At 42.6% G+C, this 16,556-nt stretch carries 19 protein-coding genes, 1 tRNA gene and 1 pseudogene; 7 read left to right on the top strand and 14 right to left on the bottom strand.

Annotation, left to right across the window (positions count from 1 at the left end; translation table 11 throughout):
- Positions 1–103 precede the first annotated feature (103 nt).
- Positions 104–1,578 (bottom strand): annotated as a pseudogene (glmM, locus tag NSTCB13_RS03775) (phosphoglucosamine mutase).
- A 572-nt stretch (positions 1,579–2,150) separates the two neighbouring features.
- On the opposite strand from glmM, the gene NSTCB13_RS03770 reads away from it, so the two are divergent.
- The 6 genes from NSTCB13_RS03770 to NSTCB13_RS03745 all read left to right on the top strand — a co-directional run bounded on the left by NSTCB13_RS03770 (position 2,151) and on the right by NSTCB13_RS03745 (position 8,356).
- On the top strand, positions 2,151–2,867 hold the full coding sequence (locus tag NSTCB13_RS03770) for a biliverdin-producing heme oxygenase (protein ID WP_445628403.1): 717 nt from the start codon (positions 2,151–2,153) through the stop codon (positions 2,865–2,867).
- Between the two features lie 755 nt (positions 2,868–3,622).
- Entirely contained in the window at positions 3,623–4,720 is a 1,098-nt protein-coding gene (gene sfnG / locus NSTCB13_RS03765; protein ID WP_448271379.1) for a dimethylsulfone monooxygenase SfnG, read from the top strand.
- Positions 4,721–4,752: 32 nt separating this feature from the next.
- On the top strand, positions 4,753–4,875 hold the full coding sequence (locus NSTCB13_RS03760; RefSeq protein ID WP_448271378.1) for a hypothetical protein: 123 nt from the start codon (positions 4,753–4,755) through the stop codon (positions 4,873–4,875).
- Complete coding sequence (locus tag NSTCB13_RS03755) at positions 4,872–6,080, top strand: SfnB family sulfur acquisition oxidoreductase (RefSeq protein WP_448271377.1); 1,209 nt, start codon at positions 4,872–4,874, stop codon at positions 6,078–6,080. The genes NSTCB13_RS03760 and NSTCB13_RS03755 overlap by 4 nt, the downstream gene beginning before the upstream one ends.
- A gap of 361 nt (positions 6,081–6,441) precedes the next feature.
- Positions 6,442–7,482, top strand: a complete 1,041-nt coding sequence (gene cobW, locus NSTCB13_RS03750) for a cobalamin biosynthesis protein CobW (RefSeq protein WP_448271376.1) — start codon at positions 6,442–6,444, stop codon at positions 7,480–7,482.
- Between the two features lie 391 nt (positions 7,483–7,873).
- Positions 7,874–8,356, top strand: coding sequence for an ABA4-like family protein (locus NSTCB13_RS03745; RefSeq protein WP_445628399.1), 483 nt, complete (start codon positions 7,874–7,876; stop codon positions 8,354–8,356).
- Between the two features lie 85 nt (positions 8,357–8,441).
- Here the strand turns inward: NSTCB13_RS03745 and NSTCB13_RS03740 are convergent, their stop codons facing one another.
- The 4 genes from NSTCB13_RS03740 to moaC form a co-directional block, all read right to left on the bottom strand.
- Positions 8,442–8,657: an acetyltransferase gene (locus NSTCB13_RS03740; protein WP_445628398.1), complete on the bottom strand. Its 216-nt coding sequence runs from the start codon at positions 8,655–8,657 to the stop codon at positions 8,442–8,444.
- Positions 8,658–8,936: 279 nt separating this feature from the next.
- A complete protein-coding gene (locus tag NSTCB13_RS03735; protein ID WP_445628397.1) occupies positions 8,937–9,245 on the bottom strand; it encodes a DUF3181 family protein in 309 nt (102 codons plus the stop codon).
- Between the two features lie 118 nt (positions 9,246–9,363).
- A complete protein-coding gene (locus NSTCB13_RS03730) occupies positions 9,364–9,621 on the bottom strand; it encodes a hypothetical protein (protein WP_445628396.1) in 258 nt (85 codons plus the stop codon).
- 338 nt (positions 9,622–9,959) lie between these two features.
- Complete coding sequence (moaC, locus tag NSTCB13_RS03725) at positions 9,960–10,466, bottom strand: cyclic pyranopterin monophosphate synthase MoaC (RefSeq protein WP_448271375.1); 507 nt, start codon at positions 10,464–10,466, stop codon at positions 9,960–9,962.
- A 34-nt stretch (positions 10,467–10,500) separates the two neighbouring features.
- On the opposite strand from moaC, the gene NSTCB13_RS03720 reads away from it, so the two are divergent.
- Positions 10,501–10,574, top strand: a tRNA-Arg gene (locus NSTCB13_RS03720).
- Positions 10,575–10,637: 63 nt separating this feature from the next.
- Here NSTCB13_RS03720 and NSTCB13_RS03715 read toward each other — a convergent pair.
- The 9 genes from NSTCB13_RS03715 to NSTCB13_RS03675 form a co-directional block, all read right to left on the bottom strand.
- Positions 10,638–11,891, bottom strand: coding sequence for an MFS transporter (locus NSTCB13_RS03715; RefSeq protein WP_448271374.1), 1,254 nt, complete (start codon positions 11,889–11,891; stop codon positions 10,638–10,640).
- Between the two features lie 5 nt (positions 11,892–11,896).
- Positions 11,897–12,097 carry a hypothetical protein gene (locus tag NSTCB13_RS03710; protein WP_448271373.1) on the bottom strand — a complete coding sequence of 67 codons (201 nt, stop codon included), beginning with the start codon at positions 12,095–12,097 and terminating at the stop codon, positions 11,897–11,899.
- A 74-nt stretch (positions 12,098–12,171) separates the two neighbouring features.
- Positions 12,172–13,566, bottom strand: a complete 1,395-nt coding sequence (locus tag NSTCB13_RS03705; RefSeq protein WP_448271372.1) for an IS110 family transposase — start codon at positions 13,564–13,566, stop codon at positions 12,172–12,174.
- Between the two features lie 299 nt (positions 13,567–13,865).
- On the bottom strand, positions 13,866–14,273 hold the full coding sequence (locus NSTCB13_RS03700) for a hypothetical protein (RefSeq protein ID WP_448271371.1): 408 nt from the start codon (positions 14,271–14,273) through the stop codon (positions 13,866–13,868).
- A gap of 10 nt (positions 14,274–14,283) precedes the next feature.
- A complete protein-coding gene (locus NSTCB13_RS03695; protein ID WP_448271370.1) occupies positions 14,284–14,541 on the bottom strand; it encodes a hypothetical protein in 258 nt (85 codons plus the stop codon).
- Positions 14,542–14,617: 76 nt separating this feature from the next.
- The gene (locus NSTCB13_RS03690) at positions 14,618–15,052 is read right to left on the bottom strand and encodes a hypothetical protein (protein ID WP_448271369.1); all 435 of its coding nucleotides are present in this window, start codon (positions 15,050–15,052) and stop codon (positions 14,618–14,620) included.
- Between the two features lie 23 nt (positions 15,053–15,075).
- Positions 15,076–15,303, bottom strand: coding sequence for a hypothetical protein (locus NSTCB13_RS03685; RefSeq protein ID WP_448271368.1), 228 nt, complete (start codon positions 15,301–15,303; stop codon positions 15,076–15,078).
- Between the two features lie 297 nt (positions 15,304–15,600).
- Positions 15,601–15,819: a hypothetical protein gene (locus tag NSTCB13_RS03680; protein WP_448271367.1), complete on the bottom strand. Its 219-nt coding sequence runs from the start codon at positions 15,817–15,819 to the stop codon at positions 15,601–15,603.
- A 119-nt stretch (positions 15,820–15,938) separates the two neighbouring features.
- On the bottom strand, positions 15,939–16,406 hold the full coding sequence (locus tag NSTCB13_RS03675) for a hypothetical protein (RefSeq protein ID WP_448271366.1): 468 nt from the start codon (positions 16,404–16,406) through the stop codon (positions 15,939–15,941).
- Positions 16,407–16,556 lie beyond the last annotated feature (150 nt).

Below are 16,556 nucleotides of genomic sequence, written 5' to 3'. Positions count from 1 at the left end.
AATCTAAAATTGTTCGGTCACAGCTTCTAGACATAACCAAGGAAAGTTAATTCGTAGAAGCTGCGATCAAACTTGGCGTTTTTTTGATGAGATATTAGCTAATTTAATCCATCAGATGCTGCTGTACTTTGGAAACTAGTTCATTTGTCCAGTAGTTGGCGAGTTCGGCATTGGCTGCTTCCACCATTACTCTGATGACTGGTTCTGTGCCAGAAGCGCGAACCAAAATTCTGCCGGAATCGCCCATTGCCGCTTCAGCAAGAGCGATCGCTTGTTGCACAGGTTGGCAATCTTGCCATCCCAAACGGCGATCGCGATCGACAACGCGCACGTTCCGCAATAATTGGGGATAGGTTTGGAAGCTTCGATCTACTAATTCGCTCAAGGGAACACCCGCCTCTTTCAGCAAAGATGCTATGTGTAATGCGGTTAACAAGCCATCTCCTGTGACAGCATAGTGACGGCAAAGAATATGCCCTGATTGTTCGCCACCTAGCATTCCCCCAGTGCGCTGCATTTCGGCTTGCACGTATTGGTCGCCAACTGCGGTACGAATTAAGTTACCACCAATTTGCTGCCAAGCTTTTTCAAAGCCTAAGTTGGCCATGACTGTAGATACAATCAGGTTGTCTGGCAATTGTTGGTTTTGTTGTAAGTGTCGTCCCCACAGGTAGAGAATGTAATCGCCGTTAACTTGCCTGCCTGTATTGTCTACTGCTAAGACGCGATCGGCATCGCCATCGAAGCCAAAGCCGATATCGGCGTTGTGTTCTTGTACCGTTGCTGCCAAAATGTCTAGGTGCGTGGAACCACAGTTAACATTAATGCGATCGCCATCTGCTTCGTTATGCAAGCAGATTACCTCTGCTCCCATTTGTGTAAATACTGATGGCGCTAACCCAACGGCGGCTCCCCACGCCAAGTCTAAAACAATCTTCATTCCCTGAAGATTTAGGGCACCGTTTAAGGGCTTTTTCAACGCCGAGCTATAATCTTCCACTAACTCGAAACGTGAGTAATGCCGTCCGCAATTACTGACTCTCGCGATCGGTGATATCTTGCCACGCAGTCCCCTGCTTCTATTTCTGTCTGCAATATTTGCGGCAACTTCCCACCATTGCTACCAAAAACCTTAATCCCATTGTCTTCTGGAGGATTATGGCTGGCAGAAATCATCACTCCACCAATGGCATCAGTGACGCTGGTGAGATAGGCAACGCCAGGAGTGGGACATAATCCCAAATACCAAACCTCTAACCCCGCTGCTGTTAACCCTGCACTCAAAGCCATTGCCAGCATATCACTGGAGTTTCTAGAGTCCTGTCCGAGAATGACTGGCCCTACTTGAGTTGCATGATTACGTAAAACAATCCCCGTCCAAAAACCAACTTGCAATGCTAAAGGCGCATTCAGTAATTCTCCGACTCGTCCGCGAATCCCATCTGTGCCAAATAAGGGATTTGCTGGTAATGGGATTAAATTCAGTCCAAAACTGCTCTCAATCCCTTTGCCCAATCCCTCAACTTCAGAAGTAGAATTCCCAGAAATGCCCGATGTCCGAGTTATAGATGAAACCATATTTTTAAACACTCCACACAATCACACTGAAAAATAAATAGCACTTAAGACTTTATTCAGCAATTTTGACATGCTTTTTCTCTTTAATAAATTCATTTTAGATCGAACTATCTTTACGTAATAATACTGAATTTTTTCTTCTGAGATTGTAAATCTTTGATAAAGTCAGTATTGGTTTTTACTTTATTAGTAAAGTCTCCACATCTTAGCTAATTATTCCTTTTCTGCCGACAACTTTCGTTTTGATTTTTATCTGTATTAGTTCACACTTTATAATGCTATTACCAGGCAAGTATGTAATAAATATTACTTTTAGTGGCTCGCAAAATTTTTCATCCAAGCTGAGAATGAAAGCAAGATTCACCTAATACAACAAAAAATCAAAATCCTCAAATCTAAAATTCTGTTCTCTTAGCCCGATCGCTGTGTAAAAAGCTACAAAATCATCGTAGCTTAAAAAATTTTAATATAAATTCTCATCAAATAGTTTTAAGGTAACGTTTTAATGGCCTTTTTAGCCGTTAGTGAATTAAAACTCCGGCAGTTAACTTTTTAAAGTTGAGAAATTTAGCATGAGCAGCAATTTAGCAACCAAATTACGTGTAGGCACTAAGAAAGCCCACACAATGGCAGAAAATGTTGGTTTTGTCAAGTGCTTTTTAAAAGGAGTAGTAGAAAAAAACTCTTACCGGAAACTTGTTGCTAACTTCTACTTCGTCTACTCAGCGATGGAAGAGGAGATGGAAAAGCACCGCCAGCACCCAATAGTTTCTAAAATTAACTTTCCTCAGCTAAACCGCAAGCATAGCTTAGAGCAAGACCTAAGTTATTACTTTGGTGCAAACTGGAGAGAGCAAATCAAACTATCTCCCGCAGGTGAAGCTTATGTACAGCGCATCCGAGAAATATCTGCTACAGAACCGGAATTGTTAATCGCTCATTCATACACTCGTTACTTGGGTGACTTATCCGGGGGACAAATTCTAAAAAATATTGCTGTTACAGCAATGAATTTGTCTGATGGACAAGGTACAGCCTTTTATGAGTTTCCAGAAATTCCTGATGAGAAGGCATTTAAAGCCAAATATCGGCAAATTTTGGATGAATTACCCCTTGACGAAGCGGCAACCGATCGCATCGTTGATGAAGCTAACGCCGCCTTTGGCACGAACATGAAGCTGTTCCAGGAATTGGAAGGTAATTTGATCAAGGCGATCGGTGTGATGCTGTATAATAGTCTTACACGGCGTCGTACACGTGGTAGTACTGAACTCGTCACAGCTGAGTAATCGTGTTGAGATTGCGGAGTCTGGTGTGTGGAGTTATAAATTCAGATAGCCTGATGAAGGATAATTCATAGGTGTTTCTGGTAAAAGAGCGATCGACGCTCAAAATATTTAGGGGCAATAGCCTTGTGACTGCTTTTGAGATGTGAAAGCAAGCATGGGGAGATTGCCCCTCAATTTTGATTTCATTGGGAATTGGGAAGATAATACCATTTTAGATTTTGGATTTTGGATTGGGAATTGCCTTGGTGCATCTGGCTTGGTGTGAATCCATCTGTCGCAATCATTTTTCAAAATGGTACAAGTATTTGGATTCAGATCCCAAGCAAATTTTGAAATATTTTCTAGTTTAGTAGTTTACACTACCACATTTATCAGTATCGATGCTTTGTCGAGTTCTGACTGAATCAGGCTGATAACCAGCAAATATCAAATAATAAAATACTCAGTAAAAGTCGGCAGTATTCCAAAATGGAATTTAAGTATATCGAGTCACGACATTGAAAAAATTGTCGCGATCGCGTCCGATTAATTTAAACTACGGTAATACGATAGGTTTATGATATATTACCAATATCAGAAAATTGTCTACTTGTAAACTCAGAATAGTTTTCAGCCGCTCTCAAGCTTTCGATTTTGACTAAAATTTTGCCCAATCGAGTTTTAGCTGATTTGTTAGCGATGACAAATTAGGCTTTGTTACATCACTTGCAAACTTAGACAAATAACCAAGCAATTTCAATTACAAACGCCCAATTATGGTAGATATTAAGTTCGCGTACTGGATTCCCAACGTCAGCGGTGGGTTAGTTGTGAGTAAAATTCCCCAACGCACAGATTGGACTTACGAATATAATGCTCAACTGGCTCAGACGGCTGAAGAAGTTGGATTTGAATATGCTCTAGCACAAGCTAGATTTATCGCTAGTTATGGCGCTGAATACCAACTAGAGGCACTTACAACTGTGTCGGCTCTAGCTCCTGTCACCAAGAAATTGAAATTGATTGCAGCAGTTCACCCTGGATTGTGGCATCCGGGAGTAGTTGCCAAAATGGGCGCAAGTATTGATTTTCTCTCTAACGGCCGATTTGCTTTGAATGTAGTTAGCGGCTGGTTCAAAGATGAATTCACTATATATGGCGAACATTGGTTAGACCATGACGAACGCTATCGTCGTTCAGAAGAATTTATCCGCGTTCTCAAAGGTTTGTGGACTGAGGATGAGTTTCATTTTAAGGGCGATTTTTACCGCATTAACGGCGGTTGGGTGAAGCCTAGACCAATTAATCAGAATCCCCACCCGGAGATATTCCAAGGTGGTAACTCCAAAGCAGCGCGGTGCATGGCTGGCCGCGTCTCTGATTGGTATTTCATGAATGGCAATACCATAGAAGGCGTGAAAGAGCAGATTGCAGAGGTGTCTGAATTAGCGAGTCTTGAAGGACGCACAATTAAGTTTGGTTTGAATTCCTTTATCATCGTGCGAGATACGGAAGCAGAAGCGCATGAAGTATTGCGCGATATTATTGCCCAAGCTGATGTGGAAGCGGTGAAAGGATTTGGCGAAGCGGTGAAACAGGCGGGAGCTTCAACTCGCGAACGTCAGGGAATGTGGGCGAATTCCAATTTTGAAGACTTGGTGCAGTATAACGATGGCTTCCGTTCCGGCTTGATTGGTACGGCTGAACAAGTAGCTGAAAAGATTCGCCAGTTCCATGAAGCGGGAGTCGATCTAATTCTTGGTGGCTTCTTACACTACACAGATGATTTACCAGCATTTGGTAAGACAGTAATACCAATTGTGCGCGAACTTAAAGCTAATCGTCGGACAGCTGATGAGTTGGTTGGAGTGTAGATTAACAGCAACATAGTCTGTAGGAGCGGGTTTTGTGGATTGAAGCTGTTGTAGATAACAGCTATATCCGAACGGCATTAAGAAAAATCCAAAGGCTGTCTCATAGTAGTGGCGATTATCAGTCACTCAATCACAATCAAGGAGTTTTACTATGACATCAGTAATTGATACTGACCAGAAGGCGCATATTATTCAAGATGACAAAGAAGCGATCGCGATCGCTCACGAATTAGCAGCTGAGTTTGCCAAGGGAGACTCAGAACGCGACCAAAATCGGCGTTTACCTGCCCAGGAAGTAGAAAAGTTCTCCCAGAGCGGATTGTGGGGAATTACAGTCCCGAAAGAGTATGGCGGTGCTTTTGTATCGAATGCCACTCTCGCAGAAGTAGTTAAAATCATCTCCGAAGCTGATTCTAGCCTCGGTCAAATTCCCCAAAACCACCTCTATATGGTCGAAGCAGTCCGGTTGGATGGTACAGATGAGCAGAAGAAGTTCTTCTTTGATTTGGTTCTACAAGGTAAGCGCTTTGGTAACGCCTTCTCGGAAATTGGCACTAAGTCTGTGACTGATGTCCAAACAAAATTAACACCAGATGGCTCTGACTTTGTACTCAACGGACGCAAATACTACTCTGCTGGGGCATTACTTGCACATTGGGTTCCTGTAATTGCCAGTAATCCAGAGGGTAGGACAGTGGTGGCATTTGTCGAAAGAGATGCCGAAGGATTAACCCTACTTGATGATTGGACAAGCTTCGGACAGCGTACCACTGCTAGCGGCACTACCATTATTGAAAATGTGAAAGTTAAGGCAGAACACGTGATTCCGCACTACTTAGCCTTTGAGAGAGCAACACCAATGGGTGCGATCGCCCAAATCATCCAAGCCGCCGTAGACGTGGGAATTGCTAAAGCCGCAGTCCGTGACACCATCTACTTTGTCCGCAACCATACTCGCCCTTGGGTTGACAGCAATTTAGAAAAAGGCTACGAAGACCCCCTGACGCTCTATAACTTAGGCAATGTCCAAATTCAGGTTCACGCTTCTGAAGCATTACTGCGTCGTGCAGGCGAATTTATTGACATCGCCAACGAGTCAGGCTTAGAAGAACCCAAGGTAGTTGAAGCATCAATTGCAGTTGCCGAAGCCAAAGCCTTAGCCACCGAAGCAGCATTACTAGCTACCAACAAATTGTTTGAACTAGCAGGTACTAAATCCACATTGGAGCAATTCAACTACAATCGCCACTGGCGAAACGCCCGCGCTCACACACTCCACGATCCCGTGCGTTGGAAATACTACGCTGTTGGTAACTACTTCCTCAACGGTGTCTATCCCCCGCGCCATCCTTGGTTGTAATTGCAGGATTTTCTACTGGGGTGAAGCTTTCAGAATTAACATTTACCAGAATGCTTTACCCCTGATAAATTTATTGATTTGGCATCCCGCTCAATCAAACTCCGCCAAATATTAGCGGCTTCTTCATAATTTTTCACTTATTCGGCAGATGTTGCTTTTTGTTCCAACTCCTCTACCGTTTGTGCCACAATGATTTGCAAAATTAAAGCCAAACCTAAACTCAACAAAAACGGGAATATTTTCAGGTTTACCATAGACTTTCAGCTTAAAATAACTAAGTAAATCTTCAAACCAAGCTTAATCTCAGTATTTAAGTTTGTAACCCGTAAAACTTACCATACTGAGTAAATCAGGCAAAAATATGGCTACGAAAATTCCTGTCACAGTAATCACAGGCTTCTTAGGTAGTGGAAAAACCAGCCTAATTCGCCACTTGCTACAAAACAACGAAGGACGGCGTATTGCCGTTTTAGTCAATGAATTTGGCGAACTCGGTATTGATGGTGAATTGTTAAAATCTTGTCAAATTTGCCCTGAAGATGGTAATGGTGACACTAATATCTTTGAATTAACCAACGGCTGCTTATGCTGCACCGTGCAGGAAGAGTTTTACCCGACGATGCAAGAGTTAATCAGGCGGCGAGATAGCATCGATTGCATTTTGATTGAAACCTCTGGTTTAGCTTTACCAAAACCGCTGGTGAAAGCTTTTCGTTGGCAGGAAATTCGTAACGCCGCCACTGTAGATGCGGTGATTACCGTGGTAGATTGTGCGGCGGTTGCAGCCGGGACATTTGCTAGCGATCCAGAGGCGATCGCTGCCCAGCGACAAGCAGATGATAATCTAGAACACGAAACACCCTTGCAAGAATTGTTTGAAGACCAACTTGCTTGTGCAGACTTGGTGGTGTTAAATAAAATTGACTTGGTAGATGCAGAGACAAAAGCCAGAGTTGAAGAATTGATTAAGCAAGAGTTGCCCAGAGTGGTGAAAATTGTCGAGAGCGACCGTTCTCAACTAGACACATCTATATTATTAGGATTTCAAGCGGCAGTTGAAGACAATTTAGATTCTCGTCCTAGTCATCACGATACCGAAGAAGACCACAATCACGATGAAGAAATTACTTCAGCTAATTTAATTTTGGATCGTACCTTTGACCCCGAAAAGTTGCAACAGCAGTTGCAAACATTGGTACAACAACAAGAAATTTATCGGATTAAAGGCTTTGTCGCAGTGCCTAATAAATCCATGCGCTTAGTGATGCAAGGCGTGGGAACCCGATTTGATAAATTTTACGATCGCCCCTGGAAAGCAGAAGAAGCTAGGCAGACGCGCTTAGTTTTCATCGGACGTGATTTGAATTCTTCAGAAATTGAATCACAGCTTGTAGCTTTATAAGTTAGGAGTTAAGAGTTAGGAGTTAGGAGTTAAGTGGAACTAATACACTGTGGCGGAAGTTTACCCAATACAGTTCGGATAAGCATTTTGAACTCAAAATAGGGTTTGGGGAAAAGATAAATGGGTTTGCGGTTAAAGGTTTTTTATTCCCCTTTCCCCTTTAACCAAACCGTATTGGAAGTTTGCCTGCCTTTAACAAGGAAACTTTACCATTGTCTATCGATTCTTATGCGGCTTATAGCAACTTATAATGGTAAATTTATGCCGCTATTGTGTATTAGTTAACTCCAAATCAAAAATAATACCAATAACTCAAAGCTCGGAATTTTTTACTCTCAACTCCTAACTCCTAACTCCTAACTTAAATCCTCAACCTTCACTTTACAAATATATGACGATTTCTCAAATATTTAACGTTGCCAACCTCTTCGTTTTGCCATTTTGGGCGTTGATGATTTTATTGCCGAACTGGAAATTTACACGGTGGATAATGTCATCATATCTGCCCTTTGTGCTGTTAGCAGGAACATATTTATATTTGTTTATTAACAGCATTACTCCAGAAAATGCTCAAGCTTTATCGAATCCTCAATTAGCTGATATTGCACGGTTTTTTGCAGATGAAACAGCTGCGGCAACAGGTTGGATTCATTTTTTAGTGATGGATTTATTCGTCGGTCGCTGGATTTATTGGGAAGGACAGAAAACAGGTGTTTGGACAATTCATTCTCTGGCTTTATCTTTGTTCGCTGGGCCGTTAGGATTACTATCTCACATTTTAACTGACTGGATTACTAAGAGATTTTTCCCAAAGTTTCAGCAGAATGAAAAGGCGACATTAGCAGAACAAGAAGTACCATCAACTACCACATAGCAATAGAGGCACACATCTGTGCGCCCCTATTAATGATAATTGCTAATAGTTTACTTCCCTTACCAATTATCTCATTTTTAAATCATTAACTGTTACCGTGTCTATAGTCAGCATCTATCCAGCAGCGTGGTAGAACTTCACCTGAAGGAAAAACAAGATTTTGTTTTTTAAAAGTTTCAGGTTGCTGTTCTTCTTGACCTTCTTGGTCTTTTGCCCGAACAACATCAGTATTCGGGTCAATTAATTCCTGAATTTCAACAATTTTTACCAATTCACCACTATCTTTGACTTGTAAAAGCATAGAAATCGCCTCAATAAGTTTGCATGAAAGTTAAGAGCAAGTTTAAGATAAACTCATTCTCGTCTCAACCAATTTAGAAGGTCGAGATTCCTTAATTGTTAAAGGAAATTTTTACCAGATATGAACACATAAATTACACCAAATTTATCTATGTGTCTCTGCGGTTTTTATCTTTATAAAATTGGCGCAACAAAATAATCCTCAATTCAGCATTTCAAATCCAATCAGGAAATACTGACCGAGAAAATTGTCTAATTCAAATAATCTTGGTTGTAGATATTAGATTTCGCGTTGATATTTTTCTAAAATATCAACTAATGTTACTTGGCATTGCAGTGGCAGTAAATCACTTAAAGGTAGTTCGCTTCTACCGCCGCCAATTTTGACTGTAATTGATTTCAAGACGTTTAAAACTCGATCTTCACTTACATTGTTGGAAGTAATTAAGGGATACAACTGTTCAGCAACAAGGGTGTGCAGTTTGGCATTAGATAAATAAAGATGCCATTTGGCAATGTCTATGTAGACATTTTCGCCAATTTCAGCTGCTAGGGCTTCCAGTAGTTCTGTGGTGTTAGTCTTTGCCATAAAAATAACCCTACGTTAAGAAAAAGTGCGAAATCTCAAGCTTTTTACATTATCGCTCAATTAATAGGCTGATTCTACTACCACAGGTTACAATCGCCCCAGCATCAGTAATCCGTCTTCAGGTGGATTTAGGTGGAGTTTCGCTGTAATTAGCGATCGCACTAATATAAATCAGATGCACTAATACTATTCCTGTCCAACTTGCAGTAAACAATGGCAGCCAGTCCCAGGTAGTGCTTTTCAAAATATGAAAAAACCATAAGCCAGAATTAATCGTAGCAGCGATCGCTACATGCAAAGCAAAATTCATTCGGTCATCAATCTTGCGGTAATCAGGGTCTTTGCGATCGGGTTTGCGAGGCCAACGAGGAGGCATAAATATTTGTTACAGATTTAAATACACCCTACTCATTCTAAGGTTTTTAGTGCAGTCGTTGCTATTAGACTTCTAGAACCAGTCATAATTGAATTGCAAGTGGAGATGAAGAAGGAAATAGGGTACAGGGTACAGATTAGACTTCTTGCAAAAGTGGGGAAAAGGGTAAGGGTTAAAGGGGAAAGGGCTAATAAAAACCCTTTTCCCTTTGACCTTTTCCCTTTAACCCCTCTTGCAAAAGTTACTTTTGCAAGAGGGTCTATTATTCCCTGTCACCTGTCACCTGTCACCTGTCACCTGTCACCTGTCACCTGTCACCTAATATGCCCAATAGCTTATTACTCTGCCGACAAATAATCTCCTGATTTCCCGCCACTCTTACTTATTAAACGAATTGATTCAATTTGAATCGACTTTTCTAAAGCTTTGGCCATATCGTATAAAGTCAAGGCAGCGACAGAAACGGCAGTTAAGGCTTCCATCTCTACACCGGTTTCAGCTTTGGTTTTGACTGCGGCTTGAATTTGATAACCCGGTAGTTGGGGATCGGGTATGATTTCGACTGCGATTTTTTGCAAAGGCAACGGATGACACAGAGGAATTAAATTGGCTGTTTGCTTGGCTGCCATAATCCCAGCCAATCTTGCAGTTGCCAACACATCCCCTTTTGGGACATTTCCGGCTTGAATGGCAGCGAAGGTGGCTGGTAGCATTCGCACGTTGGCAGCTGCTACTGCTTGGCGAATGGTAGGTGTTTTATCAGACACATCAACCATCTGTGCTTGTCCTTGGGGATCTAGATGGGTTAAGGAAGCAAAATTAGCTGGAAAATTATCTTGCGCCATTTGGTTAAAACGTGTTAATATATATTGTCGGTGAGGGCGTGTAGCTCAGTGGACTAGAGCACGTGGCTACGGACCACGGTGTCGGGGGTTCGAATCCCTCCTCGCCCGTTTTTAAAAGTAGAGACGCGATTAATCGCGTCTGTACAAGAATTGAAAGTTAGGAGTGAGGAATTAAATTTCATCACTCCTAACTTTTAAGTTTTTCAAGGCGTAGGCATCTGGAGCTAGACCTAGTGCAAAGCGCAGTGAGTTGGATAAGTTTTTGCTCGAACGGGTGAGGAAGAGGATAAGTGCTAGAGAAGTCATCGCAGCACCATAGCCAAACATATCGCGATAGCCTACAAGTTCTGCGATGATACCCAAAAGAGGAGCAGCGATCGCAACTCCTAAATCGAGTCCAGCTATGCAGATAGCAAAAATTTTCCCCCGTTCTTGCGGCAGCGAACGATCTGCCATCATGGTAATCATCATCGAGAACAGTGTACCACCACCAGCACCTTCAGCGATCGCAGCCAGTAAGAAAACGATCGCGCTGTCAGCTTGCCACAGCAGTATTAACGCCAAAATGTAGCAAAAAATCCCAAAGGTAATAAACAAACCCCGCCCGAAGCGATCGCTTGCTTTGCCAGCAAATATCCTGATACTAAAACTAGAAATTGCCGCAGCTGTAAAAAATAGTCCGCCATTGAAGTCCACCTCAGTGGATTTGAGGAACAACGACACAAAGGTATGTACAGCACCAAGAGACAAACCAACCAGCAACATAACTATAGTTGGAACTCTCACCCGTGGGCTGGCCAAAATTTGCCAAAATTTACGATCCTCTGCCTCTGTTTGCTCCTGCGTTTGCACTGGCGGACTCGTAACTTGTAAAATCCCCAAGAGGGCGACAAAAGCCAATTCGGCGGATAACAGGAATAATATTCCGTAACCACTTGTAGCTTCTAAATACCCACCCAAGGCAGGGCCAATTGCTAAACCAATAGGAGTTGCTAGAGTCATGTAACCAATGATTTCACCACGAGTCTCGGCGGGTGCTAAATCTGCAACTAAGGCACTGTAGCCAGTGGTAAAAGCAGCAATACTAATGCCGTGAAAAATCCGCACCAGGATCAACAGCCCAATTGATTTAGTTGACAAGTAACCAAAAGGTGCGATCGCAGCTACGATCGTACCAATCAACAAGACAATTTTGCGATCGCGTTCATCAGCTAACCGTCCCAGCATCGGGCGAGATAGCAATAACCCAATGGCGAAACTGCCCATAACAAGACCAATTTCTTGCTTGCTTGCGCCCACATCATCGATGTAAAGCGGTAGAGTTGGTAAGAGCGAAGACAGGCTCGACCAGAATAATAAACCTGCTGTAAATAAAATAAGCAGGTTACGCCGCAGTTCGGCATTAAATGTATTAAATGCTTTCACTCTAGTTATTCTGTTAGTGGTGAACGAGTACGGTACAAGTCGCTTGATTTATACCAGTAACTTTTACCCCAGTAGTATTTAACCAGGGCTTCTTGATTCCTATGTACCTCATGAATACGAACATCAATTACTAATCCAATGGGCCCACCTATTTCGTACCAAACATGATCGCCAATTTCTAGGATTCTAGGGAAACTGTGATTCATTCTAGTAATCTCTGAAAGATTTTGAAACCCCACTAATAAAGTAGGGTTTAGCATCAGGTATTTACGATCGTGAATTAATCAGCTGTAACAGCTCGTTTCAATTCCTTAAACATCAGCCTGCAACCGTAAGCAGCAGTTTGGGAAATGACCAAGTTACCAAAACCCTTTTTAACTTCCCGCTGTTTTACTCCAGGGGCAATGTCACCCGCCGCCATCGATGTAGTTAAACTCATCTGCATGGTTTGCAGTGTGAGGTTAAGTGTAGCTTCCAGTTGTGGCTGAAGTTCTTTGCTGACCATTGGAATTAGGTTTTGGGTTAGCGATCGCTTGAACTCTTTGAGGGCTTGTTGCTGAAGTCGAGCAACTGCTTTTTTCTTCCACAGTTCTGGATTGTCCTGAAATTGGGCTTTTCTAGAGTCATAGAACTCCCCCAGTTTTTGACCAATTTCGTTTTTTGGCCTAGCGTGTTCGGGGGCAATGATGTCGAATACCCACAAATAAAGCTGACTTCGGCACAGTTTAGAACCGGCGCCAGTGTTCATGGTTTCTTTGTCGCCGCTGGAGTTTTCGTCCTTGGCCATCCCCAAACGCCGTTTAAATCTACCGAGTGACTCGAATTTTGTAATTGGGTAAATTTGGGAAATGAGTAAAGCTTGTGGCCTAACTCCAATACCAAATTTGGTCATGGTTTGGCGGTAAGGGGTGAATTCTGGATTGTCCAAGATATCCAAAATACCTGATTGAATTTCACCTTCCCACTCTTGCAGGTCACACAGCATATTCGATAGCTTTCTGGTAAAGGTGGTAATGCCTACGCCGTACTTATTAGCAATCGAGTTTTGGTAAAGCCTGTCATAGTAGCTGGTTTTCAGTTTGGTGTTTCTCTCTCTCCCGGCTAGCCATGCCCACAGTGGTAGCATCCCGTCAGCTTTACTCGGTTGCGATCGTAATAGTGCAGCTTCTGGGAATTCTCTAGCCAGTTGTTGCCGCGCACGATTGATGACCGGGGATTGAATTTTATTGAGTGATTGCAATTGCAACCACAGATGACGCATTTGTGACACCTGACCCGCTTCAAATTGCAAGAAAAATTCATCATCTCCCCAATGCAGTAAAGCATAAGCTGCAAGTGCTAGTGCGTCTGCTTGGTCATTTTTATCGGGTAATTTGTTTTGTTTGCGGTAGTGTACAGCTTCGGCATGTCCTACCCACAAAACATTAATACCCTCAGCTTCACAAATGTGTGCCCAAATCCAAGAGTAATGCACTCCGGTAGGTTCTAAAACAACAGCATCGGGCTTGAGAGCTAACAGCTTATTGACCCCATCAGTATTAGCTTTAAATGTTAAAGGGTCATCATCTTTCGGGCGTTTATTGTCTCGAAAGTGGCTTCTAAAGTTTTTGGGAATTGATGTTAACTCCCAAGCAACTACACTGTTTTTACAAACATCAAGACCTAATATTTTCATTTTTCAAGGTTCAGCAATGGGTGTTTATTTGCAGCAATAACCGTGCTAAAATAGGTCACGAATCACCCAAATTAGCGATAACAATTCACTCTTAAACCAAGCACGGGCGGAAATAATTCACAGCAGTAGATTCCTGAAAGCATGAAACCTTTTAGGTCATTTCAAGGTAAAAATCCGTGCTGCTGTGTTATTTCCCTCTGGTGTGTGCCAGAGGCGAGTGAGTTGCGCGACCCAACCCGCGACTAGGGCAGCAGTTGCCCTAGTTTCGGCTACGGGGTCAAGTAGCCATCGTCAGGCGTTTAATAATCCTGATCATCTTCGTCATAATCATCTTCGTATTCGTTATCTTCTTGGGTGACAACTTCAGACTCAACAGTGACAGCAGTAAGCAAATTTCTAAATTGAGGCATTGAAGGAGCAGTGGGATTTAGACCTTGGGTTTTTAAGAATTCAGCCGTAGCATCCCATTCTTTACGTAATGTATTGAGCTTCTTTTCTAATTCAACGCATTCGCGCCAAATTTTATTCCTCTCATCGTAAAGATCATCAGCTTTTTTCCCAATAATTCTTTTAGCTCTTGAACGCAACTCTTCTACAGTTGATTCAACAGATTCTCCTTCATCTAATTCAACTGAAAAGCCAATTCGCTCGTTGCTGTAACTGCCAATTGAAATTAGAAAGTGTGCATGGATTGTTTTGATTTTCATTGTTTAATCCTTAGAAAACTCTGCGATTCTTTGAGCGGTGATTATCATAGCGGACATTCAAAAGTGTGACTGCCTCTGACCAAGCAGTGATTAGACTTGCAGCGTCTTCACCAAAGAATGTTTGCTTGTCTCCGTTCTGCCAGGTGACAACGGCAGTTCGGGAGGGTAAGTCTTCAAACTGAATTTGGCGGATTTGGGCTAGATTTATCCAGCCAGCGGCCGGTAATTTGCAACTAAACACGGATGGAGTGTTAACTATGGTGTGCATTTTGGTAAGCTAATTTTGGTATCTGTTCTGTGGCGATCGCGTTCTTTGGTAGGGAGGCGTTCGCCTAAAATTTCAGCTAAAATCCGTCGGGGACACCGTTGGCAGTTTGGGAAGTGTCCCCACCTTCAAAAGGGATATCATCTGGATCGTTCTCCTCAGAAGTCAGATTTTGTTGTGTGGGGTTTTGGTCGGCTTTGATCTGAGTCAAGTTATCTTGTTGTTTTGATTTGTTGGGCTGTTTTAGCAAATTCAGCAAATCGAGTAATTGACTCGCAAGAAAAGCGCGCTTTTCGTGCGAAATTCTGCACGACATCGCATAAAAGTGAAACTTGATAGATGGCAGGTAGTAGGAATCAGGAATGTATGACATTTCTTCTGATGACCACAACTCGCGCATACAGTTCAAGTAAACCCGCACTTGCTTGTGAGTTAAAGAGTCATACTTTTTATGGTTGTCCCTGATGATGTATAAAATATGCTCAAAATCATCAAGGGTTAAGGGGTCATACATGAGAAATGTGTGATATTTTTCATTTAAAATCCGCCGGGGATATCGTCTATGTTTGGCCCCTCACCTGGTTTAGGGGTTGGATTATATGTAGGATGTGGATCAAAAAGCTGACAGTTGACAAACCGCATTAAATGCCGAGCTTCTGACACCGGATCGTCGCCTTCATCAAGAGTTGCAGTTGCCTGGAAAGTTTCATTCTCAAAGTTCCCCAGGTTTTTGACCCGCTTGTAGGTAATGGTTTCGATTTTCATGGCTTTGTGATATTTTTGACTTGTTCACGTTTGAATTGGATAATCAAATTGCGATCGCGTTGTCATTGGTGCGATCGCTTTTGAATTAGCCCTACAATCCAAACTCTGTAAGGCGGTCACGGAAAACTACTTCAATTGGGTTTCGGGAGAATTTTCTCATCATTTGATGGTAGCTATCCGCATCGCTGCGTTTTCTAAATTGCGACAAAATAACCCACTTGCACGGCGAGACTTCTTTGAGAACAATCCAATCAAAAAGCTGTTGTCGATAAGTCATAAGTAAATGCTGTTGTTAAATTATGTTGGGTAGTTATCTTTGAGAAACTGATGCAGTTGCTCATCAGAAAAGCTATGAAACTTTTGTTTACCTTGGTCTATGTATTTCATTCGGTGAACAATCGGCGATTCTCCTGTATGTTTTGCTAATTCGTCAGTGACAAGTGCATAAGCGACAACCAAATATGATAGGAAGTCGTTGGAAAGAAGCACATCAGATTTTCGTTTTGTAATCCTCATAATTGCCTAACTTTGATGACAAGTAAAACCAGCCAACCATCAGCAATTGACTGGTTTAAAGTACTTTCGGCTTATATAAATGAAAGTTATTTCATAGGCATTTCCTCCGACAAAAATAGTCAAGCTTGAGGGCGCGGTGGTGAAGAGTTAGCCGTGCCCTTAATAATTAGGCGGCCGTTACTGTCACGATCCATCACCAAGTCGGCGCGGGGTGCAATTGATAAATTTCGGATTTTGCGTCGCGGTGGTTTTTTAGCGATCGCTGTCGGTGGTAATTCTGATGGCAATAACTCTTCATGAAAATCTCGCTCGACGGCACGCGCCAAGCCAGGACGGGAACGATAAATTATCCCGTGGGCATCGTCAAGCAGTTGGGTGAGGGTTTTGACCTGACATTGCAACTGCTCAATTTCTTTTTCTAGTTGGCGTATCCGTTTTTTTCGTGTTACATACTTTCCTTTGGTTTTAGTCATATAAAAAATGCGACCGGCCGCAAGGGTTTGCGCGTTTTTCAAATAAACTGTGATCCGTTGCATAACCACACGGTGATTTGCAATTTCGCGATCGTGCATCTGTGCGTGAGCCATTACCTACACGCCAGCCTCTAGGGGATTTTCACCCAGGTCTTAATTTCCACAGCCCACCGTGTCACTACGTCGGCATATAGCCCCTGGAAAATGTGGAATGCCCTACTAAGGTCGTTTACAGATTGGGGCCCCCATACAGTTGCACGTCAC

This window comes from Nostoc sp. DSM 114160 (assembly GCF_053470305.1).
The sequence above is the reverse complement of the archived record's forward strand: the minus strand, read 5'-3'. Positions and strand labels throughout refer to the sequence as shown.